Below are 16146 nucleotides of genomic sequence, written 5' to 3'. Positions count from 1 at the left end.
CATGGCCGCCAAGAAGCCACAGCCCGCCCCGGCCGATCTGACGCGCGTCGCGCGCATTCCCTATGCCCGCCGGGCCAACAAGACGACCATCGAGGCGCTGGGACGGCCGATGGCCGAGACCGACGGCGCCGATTTCTTCGAGTCCCTGCCCGGGTTCCTCAAGGCGGCCGATCTCAAAGAATTCATCGCCCTCGTCGCCGAGGCCCGCCGGAAAGGCCGGCCTTTCCACCTGCTTCTGGGCGCCCACCTGATCAAAGTCGGCCTCTCGCCGATCCTCATCGACCTGATGCGCCGGGACATCGTCACCGGTTTGTCGTTCAGCGGGGCGGGCGTCATCCATGATCTTGAGCTGGCGTTCTTCGGCGGGACCTCCGAGGATGTGCAGGCGGGGCTGGCCGACGGCAGTTTCGGCATGGTCGCCGAGACGGGGGACCTCTTCGCCGGGGCGGTGGCGCTGGCGGCGGCGAACCGGGTCGGGCTGGGCGCCGCGGTGGGGCGGTTCATCACCGAGCGGCAGGCGCCGCACCGCGCCCTGTCTCTGTTTGCCGAGGCCTACCGGCTGGGCCGGCCGGCCACCGTCCACGTCGGCATCGGCACCGACATCGTCGCCCAGCACCCCAATTTCGACGGCGCGGCGGTCGGGGCGGCCTCCCATCTGGACTTCCGCATCCTCTGCACTGTCTGCGGCGAAATTGACTCCGGCGGGGCTATTGCAAATATCGGGTCAGCGGTTATATTGCCGGAAGTTTTTCTCAAGGCGCTGACCGTGGCCCGCAACCTCCGCGGCGGCGCCGGGAGGCTCGTGACCGCCAACTTCGACATGATCGCGCACTACCGTCCGGCGGTAAACGTGGTGAACCGGCCGACCGCGCTCGCGGGCAAAGGGTTCAACTTCGTCGGACACCATGAAGTGATGATCCCCCTGTTGGCGTGGGGCCTCCGCCGAGCCTGCGAACAGTAACGACGACGGAGTTGGTAATGGCCAAGCTGGTGGAATGCGTTCCGAATTTCTCCGAAGGGCGGCGGCCCGAAGTCATCGATGCGATCTGCGCCGCCATCACCTCGGTTGACGGGGTCGTGCTTCTCGACAAGGAAATGGACAAGGACCACAACCGTGCCGTGGTGACCTTCGTCTGCCACCCCTCCAGGGCGGTCGATGCGGCCTTCGAGGGATACAGGATAGCGGCCGAGCTGATCGACATGCGCACCCACCAGGGGGAACACCCCCGCATGGGCGCCTGCGACGTCTGCCCCTTCATCCCGATCTCCGAGATGGAAATCGAGGAGGCCGTCGAGCTGGCCCACAAGCTTGGCAAACGGGTCGGCGAGGAACTGCAGATCCCGGTGTACCTCTACGAGGACGCCCGCACCCGGCCGAGCCGCAAGAATCTCGCCAACGTCCGCCAGGGGGAATACGAAGGCATCCGCGACACTATCGCCACCGACCCGGAACGGCAGCCCGACTACGGCCCGGCGCAGATGAATCTCCGCGCCGGCGCCACCGCCATCGGCGTCCGTTTCCCGCTGGTCGCGTTCAACGTTTATCTCGGCACCAACAACAAGACCGTGGCCGACCGGATTGCCGATGCCGTGCGCTCGCTCACCGGCGGCTATCGCTTCGTCAAAGCCCTCGGTTTCGACATCAAGGCGCGCAACCAGGTCCAGATCTCGATGAACCTGGTGAACTACACGAAAACCCCCATTTTCCGGGTGTTCGAGACAATCAAGTCGGAGGCCGACCGCTACGGCGTACCGGTCACGTCGTCGGAGATCATCGGCCTGGTGCCCAACGACGCCATCCTCGCGGTCGCCGACTTCTACCTCCGCCTGGAGAATTTCTCCAAGAACCAGATCCTCGAGGAGAAGCTCAAGATGGCGGGCGGCGGCGGGAACGCCGCCGAGGTCCGGGAGAGCTTCTTCGACCAGGTGGCCTCGTCGGCCCCGGCCCCGGGCGGCGGTTCGGTCTCGGCCGCGGCGGGCGCGCTGGCGGCCGCGCTGGCGGCCATGGTGTCCCGCCTCACGGTCGGCAAGAAGGCCTACGCCGACGTCAAGGACGAGCTCGCCGGGGTGCGCGACCGGGCCGACGCCCTCCGCGCCGAACTCGAGCAGCTCATAGTCGAGGACGAGCAGGCGTTCGGCGCCGTGATGGCCGCGTTCAAGCTGCCGAAGGGGACCGACGAGGAGCAGGCGCAGCGGGAGGCGGCGGTCGAGGCGGCAACCAAGCATGCCGCCGAGGTGCCGCTGACCGTGATGCAGAAATCACTCGAGGTGCTCCGGCTGGCCCGGACAGTCGCCGCCAAGGGGAACCAGAATTCGATCACCGACGCCGGGGTGGCCGGGCTGATGGGGATGTCGGCCATCGAAGGGGCCGGGTACAACGTCCGGATCAACCTGACCAATCTCCGCGACCAGGATTTTGCCCGCCGCCTGCGCGAACAAACGGCCGCCATCGCCGCCGAGGGCAGAGCGATCGCCGGGGAGATCCGGAACCTGGTCGAGGCGAAGCTGTAGATGGTGCGCCGGTTCATCGACCTCCACCTGCACACCGACTGCTCGGACGGCCTCTACGCGCCCTCCGAGGTGGTGCGCATGGTGCGAGAGGCCGAGCTCGCGGCCTTCGCCCTCACCGACCACGACACCCTGGAGGGGTACCGCGAGGCGCGCAAACTCCTCCGGCCCGGCGACCCGGAACTGATCCCGGGGCTGGAGCTGTCAGTCGAGAGCGCGGGGGGGGAGTTGCACCTTCTGGCGTACCTGTTCGACCCGGAGGACGCCGCGCTCGGCGAGGCGCTCGCCGCGTTCCGCGAGCGCCGGAACCGGCGGGCGAGGCAGATCGTAGAAAGGCTGAACGAACTGGGGATCTCCCTGAGCTACGAGCAAGTGGCCGCAACGGCCGGAAAGGCGGCAGTGGGCCGTCCGCATATCGCCCAGACGATGCACGAGCGGGGGCTGGTGACGGCCTACCAGAGCGCTTTCGACAAGTACATCGGCGGCGGCAAACCCGCTTATGTCCCGAAGCAGAACTTCACGCCGGCGGAGGCGATCCGCGCCGTTCACGCGGCCGGCGGCGTCGTCGTTCTGGCCCACCCGCAAATTGATGAAACCTACCGGCACCTCGAGCTGCTGGCCGGGCTCGGCCTGGACGGCATCGAAATGCACCACCCGTCGCACCAGCAGCGGCACACCGAGCAGTTCCGCCACCTGGCCGAACGCCACCGTCTGCTCGTCACCGGCGGCTCCGATTTCCACGGGCGCGAAGGGCGCTACGGGGCGATCGGATCGCAGCGCGTGCCGGCCGAGTATCTCGATGCGCTCCGGCAGCGGGCGCAGGCACGAAAGGATACCCTGTGAGACACAGCATAGCCCTGGTCCTGGCGCCGGTCCTCCTGGCCGGCCTGGCGGCCGCCGAGCCGATGTCGCGCGCGCGCCAGGAGGAAATCATCGACGCCTACCTCTATATCACCGGGCGGGCGCCCGCTCCGGCCCAGGCGCTCGGCGAGGGGGTGCAGTTGACCCCGGACGGCGCGCCGATCGTGAAGTGCGGGATGGCGGTCGCCGCCGATTTGCTCAACAACCGCAGCCGGATCGACAAGGAACTCCTGCAGGCGGCCGGCATCGACCAGTCGCTGCGCCCCGTCCTCCGGCTCGAGGAGACGCTCGTCAGCCCCGATCAGCGGTTCAAAGTCCACTACACCCGGGTCGGGGACTCGGCGGTCATCCTGACCGACAACAACGGCAACTCCATTCCGGACTATGTCGAGGCCACGGCCGTCATTCTCGACAGCGTCCACCACAACATCGTCGGCGTCCTGGGCTACCCGGCGCCGCCGCGGGACGACTTCTACGCCGGCGGCGGGGACTCGCTCTACGACGTCTACCTGCTCGACATCGGGGCGGGCGCCTACGGATACACGCAGCCCGAGGAGTTGACCGGTCCCGAGTCCATGTGGGCGACCTCGTTCATGGCGCTGGATCGCAACTATGACGGCCTCCCCGACTACGCCGGGCGGCCCCTCGATGCGATCCGGGTCACGGCCGCACACGAGTATTTCCACGCCGTGCAGTTCGCTCTCGATTATTTTGAGGGGACTGTCTACCTTCAGCCGACCGACACGGTCGTGGCGCGGTACTGGATGGAGATGTCGTCGGTGTGGATGGAGGAGAAGCTCTACGACGACATCAACGACTACTACAACTACCTGCCCTACTTCTTCGCCGACCCCCGGCTGTCGCTGCAGCAGTTCAACTCGTACTACGATCTGCAGCCGTATGCGAACGGCATCTGCCCGATTTTCCTCGAGCAGTATTACGACGACACGTTGATCTACGCGATCTGGAAAGGGTGCGAGGAGCTGGGGCCGGGCCCAGATTTTCTGACGGCGGCCAACGCCGAGATCGACACGTTCACGGCCGGCGCCCAGCAGTGGCCGCAGGCGATGCGCGAGTTCCGCATCTGGAACTGGTTCACCGGAACGCACGCGGACCCGGTTCCCCAGTATGTCGGCTACGAGGAACGGCAGGCCTACCCCGAGCTGAATCCGGCCAGGCTCATGCGCACCGCCACCTATCCGGACACGGTGCCCGCGAATGACAACCCGCTCAACCCGCTGCACAACGGCGCGGCGTATATTCTCCTTGACAGCACCAAGTTCGTGCCGCCCGATACGACCTACTGGAACTGCACCAGCGTGCTCGATTCTGCCTGCACCGATTCCACCGAAGTGCCGCAGACGGCCGACTGGGATTTCTTCCGCATCGGCTGCGTCTCCCGCGACACGACCTACTGGGTCTGCAACTCCTGGTCCGATTCGGTGTGCGGCGGGCGCGTGCGCCGGAGCGTTTCCCAGGATTGGGACTTCTCGATCGTAAAGTGTTCGACGATTGTGAACGGAATCGACACCAGTTACGTCGAGCTGCTGCCGCGCTACTACAAGTGCACGCTCTGGGTCGACACGCGGTGCGACGATTCGGTTCAGGTCGACGGGCAGTCGGGGTACGACTGGATCACGATCGACAGCACGCTCCGTCTCGACCTCTCGCTCGGTTCGGCGTCGCCGCCGCTGCCGCAGCCGTGGGGCATCGCCATCATGTACTACTTCGTGGACTACCCGGATTCAGTGGAAATTGATCGGTTCACGCTTCTGGACGGCAGTGTGACGCGCCTGTTGTTTCCCAACCCCGACCGCTACAGCCGCATTCTGGTCGCCCTCTCGCCGGCGACCTACTCGCAGGACGAACGGCACTATCGCACCTATCCGAGCATCGCCATGCGCGTGGGCTACCTGGCCGCCGCTAATCTCGTCCCGCCGGAGCCGGTGCCGGTCAAACCGGCGGTGTGGTTCTACCCGTATCCCAACCCGGTCAACCCCGCTCTGCCGAATCACACCAACGTCGCCTTCCGCTTCACCGTGCCGTTCGGCGAGTACGGCGAACCGGAGACGACCGACCCCGAAATCGTGGTGGACCTGTTCACGGTCGCCGGGGAGAGGGTGCGGACGCTGTCGGGAGCGGAGCCGGTCGGGGAGACCGCCGGCATGTACGAGGTGCACTGGGATCTGCGCAACGACGCCGGCCGGGACGTCGTCTCCGGCGCCTACGTCGCGGTCGCGCGCCTTTACGAATCGAGTGCGCGCAAGAGGGTGCTGGCGGAGAGCACGACAAAGGTTGCCGTTATCCGATGATTTCGCGGCCGCTGGTGATCGCGCGGGTGGCCGTGAGTGCGGCGCTCGTGTACGTGCTGTCGTGGGGGACCTCCTACCTCCCGAATGTCAACCTCGTGTTCTTCATTGTCTTCTCCGCCGGGCTGCTCTGGGGGGCGGTTCCGGGAATTCTCGTGGGCGCAGTGGGCATGGGCTTGTGGACGATGTTCAATCCGTACGGTCCGGCCGCGGCGCCGGTAGCCGTGGCCCAGGTGGTCGGAGCGGCCGGCTCGGGAGTGGTGGGAGCGCTCTTCCGGCGGTCAGTCGGGCGGGGCGGCCCGTCGTGGCGGACGACCGGCGGGCTGCTGGCCGCGTCGGCGCTCTGCACGGTTCTTTTCTACCTGCCGGTCAACCTCGCCGACGCCTGGGTCTTCCAGCCCTTCTGGCCGCGTTTCGTCGGCGGCGCCCTGTGGGCGGGCATCTCGCTGGCCGCCAACGCCGTGATTTTCCCGTTGCTTTTCCCGGCCGCCCGCTACTTATATGACCGAGGATGGGCCGTTCAGTGACACGCCGCGCTCTCCTGGCCATTCTGGTGCTCTGCGCCGGCGCCTGTGTCGGGCAGGAGGCTCCCGGCGATACCGCCGGGGTCGCCCCCCGTGACACCGCCCAGGTTCTCGATACCGCCGCCGCCCGCCCCGCCGACTCCGCGCTCGCGCCGCCGGCCGATTCCCTCTCCGCCGCCGAGCGGGCCCGGCAGTCGTTCGAGGAGCGCTACCGCCAGCACCAGGAAGAATCGATGCGGGCGCAGCGCCCGCCGTCTTTCTCTCCCTTCGACTCGCTTGTCGACTATTTCACCAGCCCGCGGATGAACATGCGCAAGGCGGTGGACCGCTCCTGGTACCATGATGCCGGCGACTACTTCCGCCTGGATCCGTCCTTCTTCGTGCTCAGCCACCAGGTTGTTCCGATGCGCTCGACCGTGGCGCCGTTCGGCCTCATGAATGACCGGCTCAATCTCATCGCCTATGGCCACCGTCTCGGCCCGTATGAGCACATTGCCGAGCCGGACGGCATGGTCGACATGAACGCCGTCCCCACGGCGCTCGACAACGACATCTTCCTGTTGGCCGGACCGGTCGGGAAGCTGTTCGGCGGTGCGGGCGCGATCGCCTCGCTGGTCACCCGGCCCTACCGGCCGGCGGACCGGAAGTACCACAGCGCTTTCCTGGTCAACCAGGGCGGGTTCGGGTACGCCCACGTGCGCGGACGCCTGAGCAAGCTGTTCAGCGACGGCCGGACGGTCGATGCGGCGGTCGAGTACCGCAACGCCGACGGCGTGTCGCCCGGGCGCGAATCGGACCAGTACAGCTACTACGGCGATTTCTATTTCCCGCTCCTCGGTCGCACCGGCCTGCGCACCTGGGGGTGGCTCTACGACACCGAGGGTCCGCTGGCGGTGCGCCCCGATGTCGGCGGAGCATCGCTCGAACGGGATCGGTTCAACCGGACCGCGGAGGCGATGTTCACCAACGACAACGAGGCCGGTACCCGGCGGTATGAGTTCGGGTATCGGCACGAGCGCCACGGTCTGGCCAACACCGGCCGGACGGCGGCCCCGCTCAAGCACCGCCTCAACTGGACCGGCCACGGCGGGTTCCTGCACGGCGACTGGCTGGCCGGCCGCCATCTCGTCTCGGTTTCGCTCGATGGTTCCTTTCTCGAGTACGACTCCGGCGGCGAGAACATCGAGCGGCTGAGCGGTTCCTTCGCTCTCCGCCTGGCCGATCTCTCGCCCGGGTGGCGGTATGCTCTCACCGCCGAGATCGGCGTCGTCGAAAATTACCCGCTTCTGCCGGGGGGAACGGCGACGGTGTTCCGGGACGGTCCTCACGGGATGGTGCTGCTGGCGGTCGGGTTCGCCGGCCGCGCGCCCAGCCTGAACGAGCTGCATCTTCCGGCCCGGCAGTCGCCCCTCTACGGCGGGTCTGATCTCTACGCGGAGGAGGGGGACGAGCGTTTGAAGCGGGAGCGGCAGCTCGTGGGTTCGTTGGTGCTCGAGCTCGGCACCGTCCGCAATAACGTCAATTTCGCGGTGACCGGCGGTCGCATCTTCGACGGCATCGAGTGGGCGCCCGAACCGGCCGCCGCCGCGCTCGTTTTCCGGCCGGTCAACACGACCCTCGATTTCGTCACCGCGACAGTCACCCCGCGCCTCAGCCTGGGTGAGTTCGCCGCCTTTCGCGGCGGCGTGTCCTACCACTGGCTGGACTACGAGAAGATCGAGGACCGGGCGTACGCACCCGAATACCAGGCCTTCTCCGGGCTGGAACTCCACGTGGCTTGGCCGCAGCGGAGGCTCAACCTCTACGCCTACGGGGAGGTCGTCTACACCGGGCCCTATCAGGGGTACGTGGAGCAGAACCTGGGCGAAGATCCGGTTTTCAACGGGAAGCTCTCGTTCATGCTCAACGACGACTACCGCATGCATTTTGTCTTCGAGAATGTCCTCTCGCGTGCGTACAGCCAGCGGGACTACCTGGTTTTTCCGGGACGGTACTTCTATTTGGGATTTGAATGGTCCTTTTTGGACTGACCGTGCGCCCGGCCGGCGGCGCGTGAAACCTCGGCGCAGAAGGTGCTTGCCCGACCGCCGGCGGCGCCTATCTTGCGGGGTCGCGGTCAGCCGAAAGCGGCCGCAGAACCATTGAATCAACGGGTGGTGTGTGAAGAGAAGTATGCTCAGGAGAGACGACGCGGTGCTCGCGGTGGTGGACGTGCAGGGGAGACTGGCGACCCTCATGCATGACAAGGAGACGTTTTACGAAAACGTCGCGCGAATGATCAAAGGAGCGAAGGTGCTCGGGCTGCCGATCCTCTGGACCGAGCAGCTCCCCGACAAACTCGGCGACACTCTCCCGCAGATCGCCGAGCATCTGGCCGGCGAGGCCCGGCTGGTCAAGCGGACCTTTTCGTGCTGCGGCGACGAGAACTTCCTGGCCCGCCTCAAAGCGACCGGCCGTCGGCAGGTGCTCCTCACCGGTATGGAGACGCACGTGTGCGTGTACCAGACGGCGATGGATCTGCTGGCGGGCGGTTACGAGGTCTACCTGGTGAGCGACGCGGTCTCCTCGCGCACCGCGGCCAACCGGGCCGTCGGGATCGAGGCGATCCGGGAGGCCGGCGGGCGCATCACGAGCGTAGAAATGGCCCTCTTCGAAATGCTCGTGGTCGCGCAGGGGGATCAATTCAAACAGGTCATACAAATCGTAAAGTGATCGGAGCCTCCGGCGGGCTGCGACAGGACGCCGAAGGGCGGTTCAAGCAAAGGAGTAACATGCGGACAATGCGGATGCTGATGGTGGCCGGGGCGGTCGTGTGCCTGGCCGGCGGGATGGCGCGGGCCGACGCGTACATCAAGAACGTCACCGAAACCGAGGCCATGCAACTGGGCGGGCAGACCCGTCCGGCATCCTCGGACACGACCGAAATCTGGGTGTCGCCGTCCCGGGCCGCCATGGTCATGGGGGGCGGCCAGAAGTTCATTGTCGATGCGAAAAAGCAGACCCTTTGCTTTGTCCGCGCCGACCAGAAGGTGTATGCGGAAATCCCGGCCGGCGCGCTCGGCAAAATGCTCGACAGCACGGCGGCGGCCGCCGCCGCCGCCGACCCGGCCGCCGACTCCCTGCGCCAGAAACTCGGCGGTCTCATGGGCAACATGACCTACACCGTCCAGCGCACCGATTCGACCAGGAAAATCGACCAGTGGAATACCCGCAAGTTCATCATCACGATGACCCTCGGGATGGGGGCAACGGTCACGAGCGAAGCCTGGGCCACGACCGACGCCAAGATTGACTGGAGCATGTACCGCGCCCTCATGCTCCAGGCCATGGCCTTCCTCCCCAATGCCGGCGACATGTACAAAGAAGGCATGAAGATCGAGGGCATCGCCGTCCTCGTGAACGTCTCGACCGCCATGATGGGTATGGAGATGAAGTCGGTCCAGCGACTGCTCGCGTTCGAGGAAAACAAGCCGGCCCCGGCCGGGGTCTACGACATCCCCGAGGACTACCGCAAAGAAAACAGCCCCTACCTGATCCTTGGTCAGTGACGTCAGACGCGCGCCTGGGGAGAACGAGACTCCGGGGCTCTGCCTGTGCGGCGGAAAGAACCATGACCGGGAGCAATGCGAGCGGGGGGCGCGAAATCTGCGCCCCCGCAGCGGCGCGCACCGGCCGAGGCCCAAGACGCAACCGGGTCGAGGACCCGCCGGTTGGGAGGGACTCTCCAAGAGGCCTTCGGGGCCGGCGAGCGCGGATGTACCGCTTGTGCGATGTAACTCGAAGGCGGCGTGCGGGATTCCGATCGTTCATGTCATGCGATGACAGGCGGCGCGCCCTGAGTGTTTTTCGGTCAAAGAGAACTCCGACAACGGCGTGAGGAACTTTTGACTGCGACCGGCCGTTATAGCAGGTGAGCAGTGAAGTAGCGCAGATTTTTTCTTGACAAAGGGATGAACTTTCTGTTAATCAGTTGTTGACAAGGGCGTGAAAAAGCTTATAATGCAGAGGCAATAGAAAAGCCCCCTAGAAACCCTGCCTGTCCCCCCTCCCGTGTGCTCAAGCCCAACAGGCAGGGTTTCCTCCTTTATGTGAAGACCCTTCGGGATAATCCGAAGGGTCTTCCCGTTTCCGGCGCGATCGGGGGTCCGGCTTTCAATTTGGCTTTTTGACCGTTCTGCATATCTTGATGGTATGAAGCGCGCGTGCGCATGCCTTCTGCTTCTCGTGCTCGCCTTGGCGGCCGGCCGCGAATCGCGCTCATCGCCGGTGCCGCCGGCGAGTCTGGAGATTCCCGCGCGGCCCGATTCGAGCCTGCTGCCGTACGAGGTGGAGGTCAGGCGGAAGATGGCGCCGGATCCCTCGGCGCCGCAGGTCGTCACTCCCTTTCAGATTCACCGCGGAGGACCGCGGCCCGGCGACAGCATCCTGGTCGTGTTTGCCTACAATCCCTCCGTCACCACCGACAATCCCGCCATGTTCTCCTACCAGGATCTCACGACCGGCCACGTCATCAACGACAACCCGGTGCGCCTGACGATCGCCGACTTCCGTCTCTGCCCGGACGCCGCGCGCGGCGACACGGTGGTTGTGGGGGCCGGGTTCCGCCGCGATTCCGCATTCGCGGTGAAATTCGGACCGGCGGAGGATTCGGTGGCCTGGCTGTTTCTGGCCGCGGGCGAGGACCATACGGGCGACGGCCACTGGCAGCCGTCGATCACCTGCGTCGGTCTCGCCGATTACGACTACGACGCGCGGCACGAGATCCTCTTCTACCTCAACGCTGTGCGCGATCTGGTTCCGCGTGTCCTCGTGTGCATCGAGGTGGAAACGTTCGCGGTGGAGTGGACGCTGCCGGTGGCGACCGGAGTCATGGCCGGGCAGGTCCATCTGTGGGGGAACCCCGCCGATCCGGGGTTGATTTTCGTCTCCTACAATTCGAAGCAGGGGGTTTCCGACAGCCTCTTCAGCGACAGTTGGGCCTATGTGACGGCGGTTGATCGGACCGGCCGCGTGCGGTTCAACCGGGTGATTGCGGCCGAGCACGGCGGCATCGCAATTATCCCGGCCGAACAGCCGGGCGAGTACTATCTCGGGCACTCGACCCCCCTCACAGAGCCCGCGGATACGCTCGCCTTCTTGCAGCCGGTCCGCCGGGTGTCGCGCATCTCGACCGACGGCGCCGTGCTCGATTCTTCGCCGCCCCTCTCTGCTCCCGTGCGGGCTTTGTGGGTCCCGCCCGGCGCCGGCGACTCGGGCGTGTGGGTTTTGACCCAGGACGGCACGGTCAGCCGTTTCGATCGCCGCCTCCGCCTGATGGCCCGCTCCGCGCCTTCGCACCTGCGTTCCTTCCAGGGAACCATCGACTTGCCGGGGCGGAGCGAACCGGCCTGGCTGTTCGGGTCGGAACTCGGCGCGGTCGTCATGACCGCCGACCTGAAGCCTCTCGCGGTGCTCCCGGCGGTCGGCGAGTACCGCGCCCTCATCGCGTTCGATCCGGAGGCCGAGCGCGCATCCTATGTCTTCTCCGGCGGGGGCGGCGCCCTGATCGCCGAATTTGACCATCGCCCGCTCTGGTCGGTGGCGAGCAATTTCCTCTGGCGCTACCACTTGCACCTCTCGGCGGTCGCCATCGCCCTGCTGGTCACGCTGGTGATTGTCAATCGGCGGCGACTCCAGGTGCAGCGGCTGCTGCGCCAGCGCGAGGCCGACTTTCTCGCTTTCTGCCAGGCGTCGCCGGATCTCGTGTTCCGGATCAATCGGGACGGCGTCATCACTGATTTTCATGCCCGCGAGCACGCCGATCTGCTGTTGCCGCCCGAGGTTTTCCTCAACCGCCCGCTCTCCGAATCCCTGCCGCCGGCGGTAGCGGGTCCGGCCATGGAGGCGATCGGGCGCGCCCTCGACACGGGCGCCATGGAGAGCCTCGAGTACGACCTGGACCAGGGCGGCGAGCGCCGGCACTGGGAACTGCGCATGGCCCCGGTCGATGACTGCCAGGTGCTCACTGTGATCCGGGACTGGACCGACCGGGCGCGGGCGGAAAACGAGTTGCGCGAATCCGAGGAGCGCTTCCGCATGTTGTTCCACGGATCGCGCGACGCCTATGTCATTGCGGACGCCGAGACCGGGAAGGTCATCGATCTCAACGCCCGCGCGGAGGCGCTGATTGGCCGGCCCCGCGACCGCCTGATCGGCCGCCATGTCTCGGAGATGGCGCCGCCGGATATCCGCGCCAATTTCGGGGAGCGCTACAAACGGCACCTGGAAATCGCGAGCACCGGCAAGTGGATCAACGGAGTCGTCTGCGGCGAAGACGGCCGGCGCTGCCCCGTCGAAATAAGCCACACCCTGATTGAGATCGGCGGCCGCTCGGTTCTGCACACGACGTTGCGCGATGTCAGCGAGCGCTTGGCGACTGAGGCGGCCCTTCGCCGCAGCGAAGACCGCCTGGCGGCGCTCGTCGCCAACATCCCGGCCGCAATCTACCGCTGCCTCCCCGGCGAGGCGCGGCTGATGGAATTTGTCAGCAACGAGATCACCACCGTCACCGGTTACGAGAGCGCGGTTTTTGAGCCGGGCGGCGGCACCCCCTACGCGAGCATCGTGCATCGGGACGACCGGTCGCGCGTGAGCGAGGTGATCGCCGCCGCGGTCGCCGGCCGCCGGCCGTTCTCCGCGGAATACCGCATTGTCCGCGCCGACGGCGAGGTGCGCTGGGTCCACGAGCGGGGCCAGGCCGTCGCCGGCCCCGATGGAACGGTCGCCTTTCTCGACGGCGCGATCTACGACATCACCGAGCAGCGGGCCGCTATCGACGCCCTCCACGAGAGCGAAGAGAAGATGCGGGCGCAGTACAAGGGCATTCCCGTGCCCACGTACACCTGGCAGCGGGCGGGCGACGACTTCGTGCTGGCCGACTACAACGACGCGGCGGTCGCGATCACGGGCGGCACGATCGCCTTGAAAGCCGGCATCCGGCTCTCCCTGCTGTACGCCGACCGGCCGGACCTGCGCGCCGACATCGCCCGATGCTTCGACGAACAGACGACCATTCGGCGAGAAATGGACTACACCTTTCAGTCCCTCGACCGCACCGTTTCGCTCATCGTCCACTACGTCTACGTGCCGCCCGACCTCGTGATGGTGCACACCGAAGATGTCACCGATCGGGTGCGCTCCCGGCAGCAGCTGGCGACCCGCCTGCGCTACGAGGAAGGCCTGGTGGGGTGTTCGCTGACGCTGCTTCAGACGCCCGTATCGGCGGGGGCGCTGAACGATGCGCTCTACCACCTGCTGACGGCGCTCGACTCCTGCCGCGTGTACGTCTACCAGAACTTCACGGATCCCGAGCTCGGCCTGTGCGCGCGGGAGGTCTACGAAGTGTGCCGGCCGGGTGTGAGACCGACGCTCGGCCGGCCGGAGCTTCAGCGCCGCCCCTACGCGCCGCAGTTTGCGTCCATGCGGGACCGGCTGGCTGCCGGTCGCCCGGTCGGCGGCGTAGTGGCCGAGATGAGCGAGCCCGTGCGCTCCGTCAACGCCCCCTGCGGCGTCCTCTCCGTCCTCACCCTGCCCGTCTTTGTCCGCGGCCAGTGGTACGGCTTTATCGGTTTCGACGACACCCGCTCGGCCCGGCGATGGAGCGAGGAAGACGTCCGGCTGCTGCGGGCGGCGGCCGCGATGGTCGGGTCGTACCTGGAGATGATCGAGGCCAACCGGGAACTGGCGGCCGAGCGGGATTTCACGCGGATGGTCCTGCAGACCGCCAACAGCCTGATCTGCTGCCTGGACGAGCGGGGGTGCATCACGGTGTTCAACGACGAGCTCGAACGGGTCACGGGCTACCGGCGCGAGGAGGTGCTCGGGCGGTCCTGGCACGAACTCTTTCTGCCGGAGCACTTTCACCACCCCGGCCTCGTCCGTTTCGGCCAGTGGGTCCGCGACCACCCCGCCGACCGCTACGAGCGGGCGCTCCTGACCCGCACCGGCGAGGAGCGCATCATCCTGTGGTCGAACTCGATGCTCGAGGACCCGCACACCGGCGCGGTCACCGCCATCGCCATCGGCCATGACATCACCGACCGCAAGCACATGGAAACAGCCGTGCGCGAGAGCGAGGAAAAATACCGCGCCGTCATGGAGCAGAGCGCCGACTTCATCTACCTCGCCCAGGCCGACTCGGGGCGCATCATCGAGGCCAACCGCTCGCTTCGCGAGATGCTCGGCTATTCAGTCGAAGAAATGTGCGGAATCTCGCTCTTTGACTTCGTCGACCACGATTCCGGCGAGGTTCGGGAAGGCTTCCGGAAGGTTCTCGCCGGGGGACTGCCCTTCCTCCGCGAGCGGTACTACCGCACCCGCGACGGGCGGCGCATCCCGGTCGAAGTCGGCGTCAACGAGATCGTCTACGGCGGCCACAAGGTCCTGTGCATCGTCTCCCGCGATATCTCCGAGCGCAAAGCCGCCGAGGAGTCCGTGCGGCAGCAGGAAGAGAAGTACCGTCTCCTCGTCGAGAACGTCCGGGCCTCGATCATTCTCGTCGATGCCGAGGGCTACTTCCTGTTCGTCAACCAGAATGCCGCCCAGGCAGTCGGCCGCCGTCCGGAGGAACTCATCGGCCGGACCGAGTGGGATATCTTCCCCGAAGATCTGGCCGACCGGCAGATGTCCAACGTCCGGCGGGTGATCGCCGAGGACAAGGAGTTCATCAGCGAGGCGCCGGTCTACCTCAGGGGCGAGTGGCGGTGGTTCTACAACAACGTGCAGCCCTACCGCGACCTCCGGGGGCGCACGGTGGCCGCCCTGGTCATTGCTCACGACATCACGATGGCGAAGCGGGCGGAAGAGGCGCTGCGCGAGAGCGAGGAGCGCTTCCGCGAGCTGGCCGATCTCTTGCCGCAGACCGTCTTCGAAACCGACGTCGTCGGCCGCCTGACCTACTCCAACCGCCACGGCTTTGAGTCCACCGGGTACACATCGGCCGACCTGGAGGCCGGCCTGACCGTCGACCAGCTCTTCCTTGAAAGCGACCGCGCCGAAGTCCGCGCCAACTTCGCCAAACGTCTGGCAGGGGAGAACCCCCAGCGCTACGAGTACACGCACCTGCGCAAGGACGGTTCCACTTTTCCCGTACTCATCTACTCTTCGCGCATCGTGCGCGACGGGCTGCCGGCGGGACTGCGCGGTGTGGTGGTCGATATCACCGAACGCAAGCGGGCCGAGGAAGAGGTCCGGCGGGCGAACCTTCTCCGCTACCAGCAGATGCGCGAAATCGCCGGCGGCGTCTCCCACGAAATCTACAACTCTCTCTATCCGGCGATCGCCACCCTCGAGAAATTGCGGGGGCTGCTGGCCGCTTCCGACACGACCGATCTCGCCCGCACCGAGCGTCTCATGCAGTTGGCCGATCGCGCCGTCCGCCGCGCCATTTCCCTGACAGAAACCGTCACCCAGTACGCCCGGCTGGAGTCCCAGCGCCGGGTGGAGCGGGTCCGGCTCGCCGGCGTCATTCAGGAGATCGTCGAGCAGAACCGCCACGCCGCCGAGGAACTGGCGGCGACCATCACCGCCGACATCCCCGCCGATCTCTTTGTCACGGTCGGCAAATCGCACCTCTACAGCCTGTTCAACAACCTCGTGATCAATGCCCTCGACGCGGTCGCCGAAGTAACGGAACGGGCGGTGTCGATCGCCGCCCGGCCGGACGACGGCCGGGTGCGCATTGTCGTCCGCGACACCGGACCGGGGATTCCGTTCGAGATCCAGCAGCGGGCCTTCGAGCCGTTCTTCACCACCAAGCTCGACCGTGGGACCGGCCTGGGGCTGGCGGTCGCCAAACGGATCGTGGAGCTGTATGATGGTCAGATCGGTCTTGAATCCGCGCTTGACAGAGGAACCACATTCATTATATTGCTCCCAGGTGGCAGTCACTTGTAAGCAGTTGTCTA

9 protein-coding genes are annotated in these 16146 nt (G+C 66.3%); all 9 read left to right on the top strand.

Translation table 11 applies throughout. The annotated features are described in order from the left end of the window. Nucleotide 1 precedes the first annotated feature (1 nt). The 9 genes from KA261_08535 to KA261_08495 all read left to right on the top strand — a co-directional run bounded on the left by KA261_08535 (nt 2) and on the right by KA261_08495 (nt 16135). Nucleotides 2-961 carry a hypothetical protein gene (locus tag KA261_08535; GenBank protein ID MBP7697842.1) on the top strand — a complete coding sequence of 320 codons (960 nt, stop codon included), beginning with the start codon at nt 2-4 and terminating at the stop codon, nt 959-961. 17 nt (nt 962-978) lie between these two features. Next, nucleotides 979-2511, top strand: a complete 1533-nt coding sequence (gene ftcD, locus KA261_08530; protein MBP7697841.1) for a glutamate formimidoyltransferase — start codon at nt 979-981, stop codon at nt 2509-2511. Continuing rightward, nucleotides 2512-3351: a PHP domain-containing protein gene (locus KA261_08525; GenBank protein ID MBP7697840.1), complete on the top strand. Its 840-nt coding sequence runs from the start codon at nt 2512-2514 to the stop codon at nt 3349-3351. After that, on the top strand, nt 3348-5681 hold the full coding sequence (locus tag KA261_08520; GenBank protein ID MBP7697839.1) for a hypothetical protein: 2334 nt from the start codon (nt 3348-3350) through the stop codon (nt 5679-5681). The genes KA261_08525 and KA261_08520 overlap by 4 nt, the downstream gene beginning before the upstream one ends. After that, entirely contained in the window at nt 5678-6205 is a 528-nt protein-coding gene (locus KA261_08515; GenBank protein MBP7697838.1) for a hypothetical protein, read from the top strand. Before KA261_08520 ends, KA261_08515 begins: the two co-directional genes overlap by 4 nt. Then, a complete protein-coding gene (locus KA261_08510; protein MBP7697837.1) occupies nt 6202-8232 on the top strand; it encodes a hypothetical protein in 2031 nt (676 codons plus the stop codon). The genes KA261_08515 and KA261_08510 overlap by 4 nt, the downstream gene beginning before the upstream one ends. 142 nt (nt 8233-8374) lie before the next feature. After that, a complete protein-coding gene (locus KA261_08505; protein MBP7697836.1) occupies nt 8375-8914 on the top strand; it encodes a hydrolase in 540 nt (179 codons plus the stop codon). Nucleotides 8915-8973: 59 nt separating this feature from the next. After that, complete coding sequence (locus tag KA261_08500; GenBank protein MBP7697835.1) at nt 8974-9750, top strand: hypothetical protein; 777 nt, start codon at nt 8974-8976, stop codon at nt 9748-9750. A gap of 643 nt (nt 9751-10393) precedes the next feature. Then, on the top strand, nt 10394-16135 hold the full coding sequence (locus KA261_08495) for a PAS domain S-box protein (protein ID MBP7697834.1): 5742 nt from the start codon (nt 10394-10396) through the stop codon (nt 16133-16135). The last annotated feature ends 11 nt before the right edge of the window (nt 16136-16146 follow it).

The sequence above is a fragment of the Candidatus Zixiibacteriota bacterium genome (assembly GCA_017999435.1).
Taxonomy (GTDB): Bacteria; Zixibacteria; MSB-5A5; order GN15; family FEB-12; genus JAGNLV01.
Note: the sequence above shows the minus strand (reverse complement) of the source record. Positions and strands in the feature narration are given on the sequence as shown.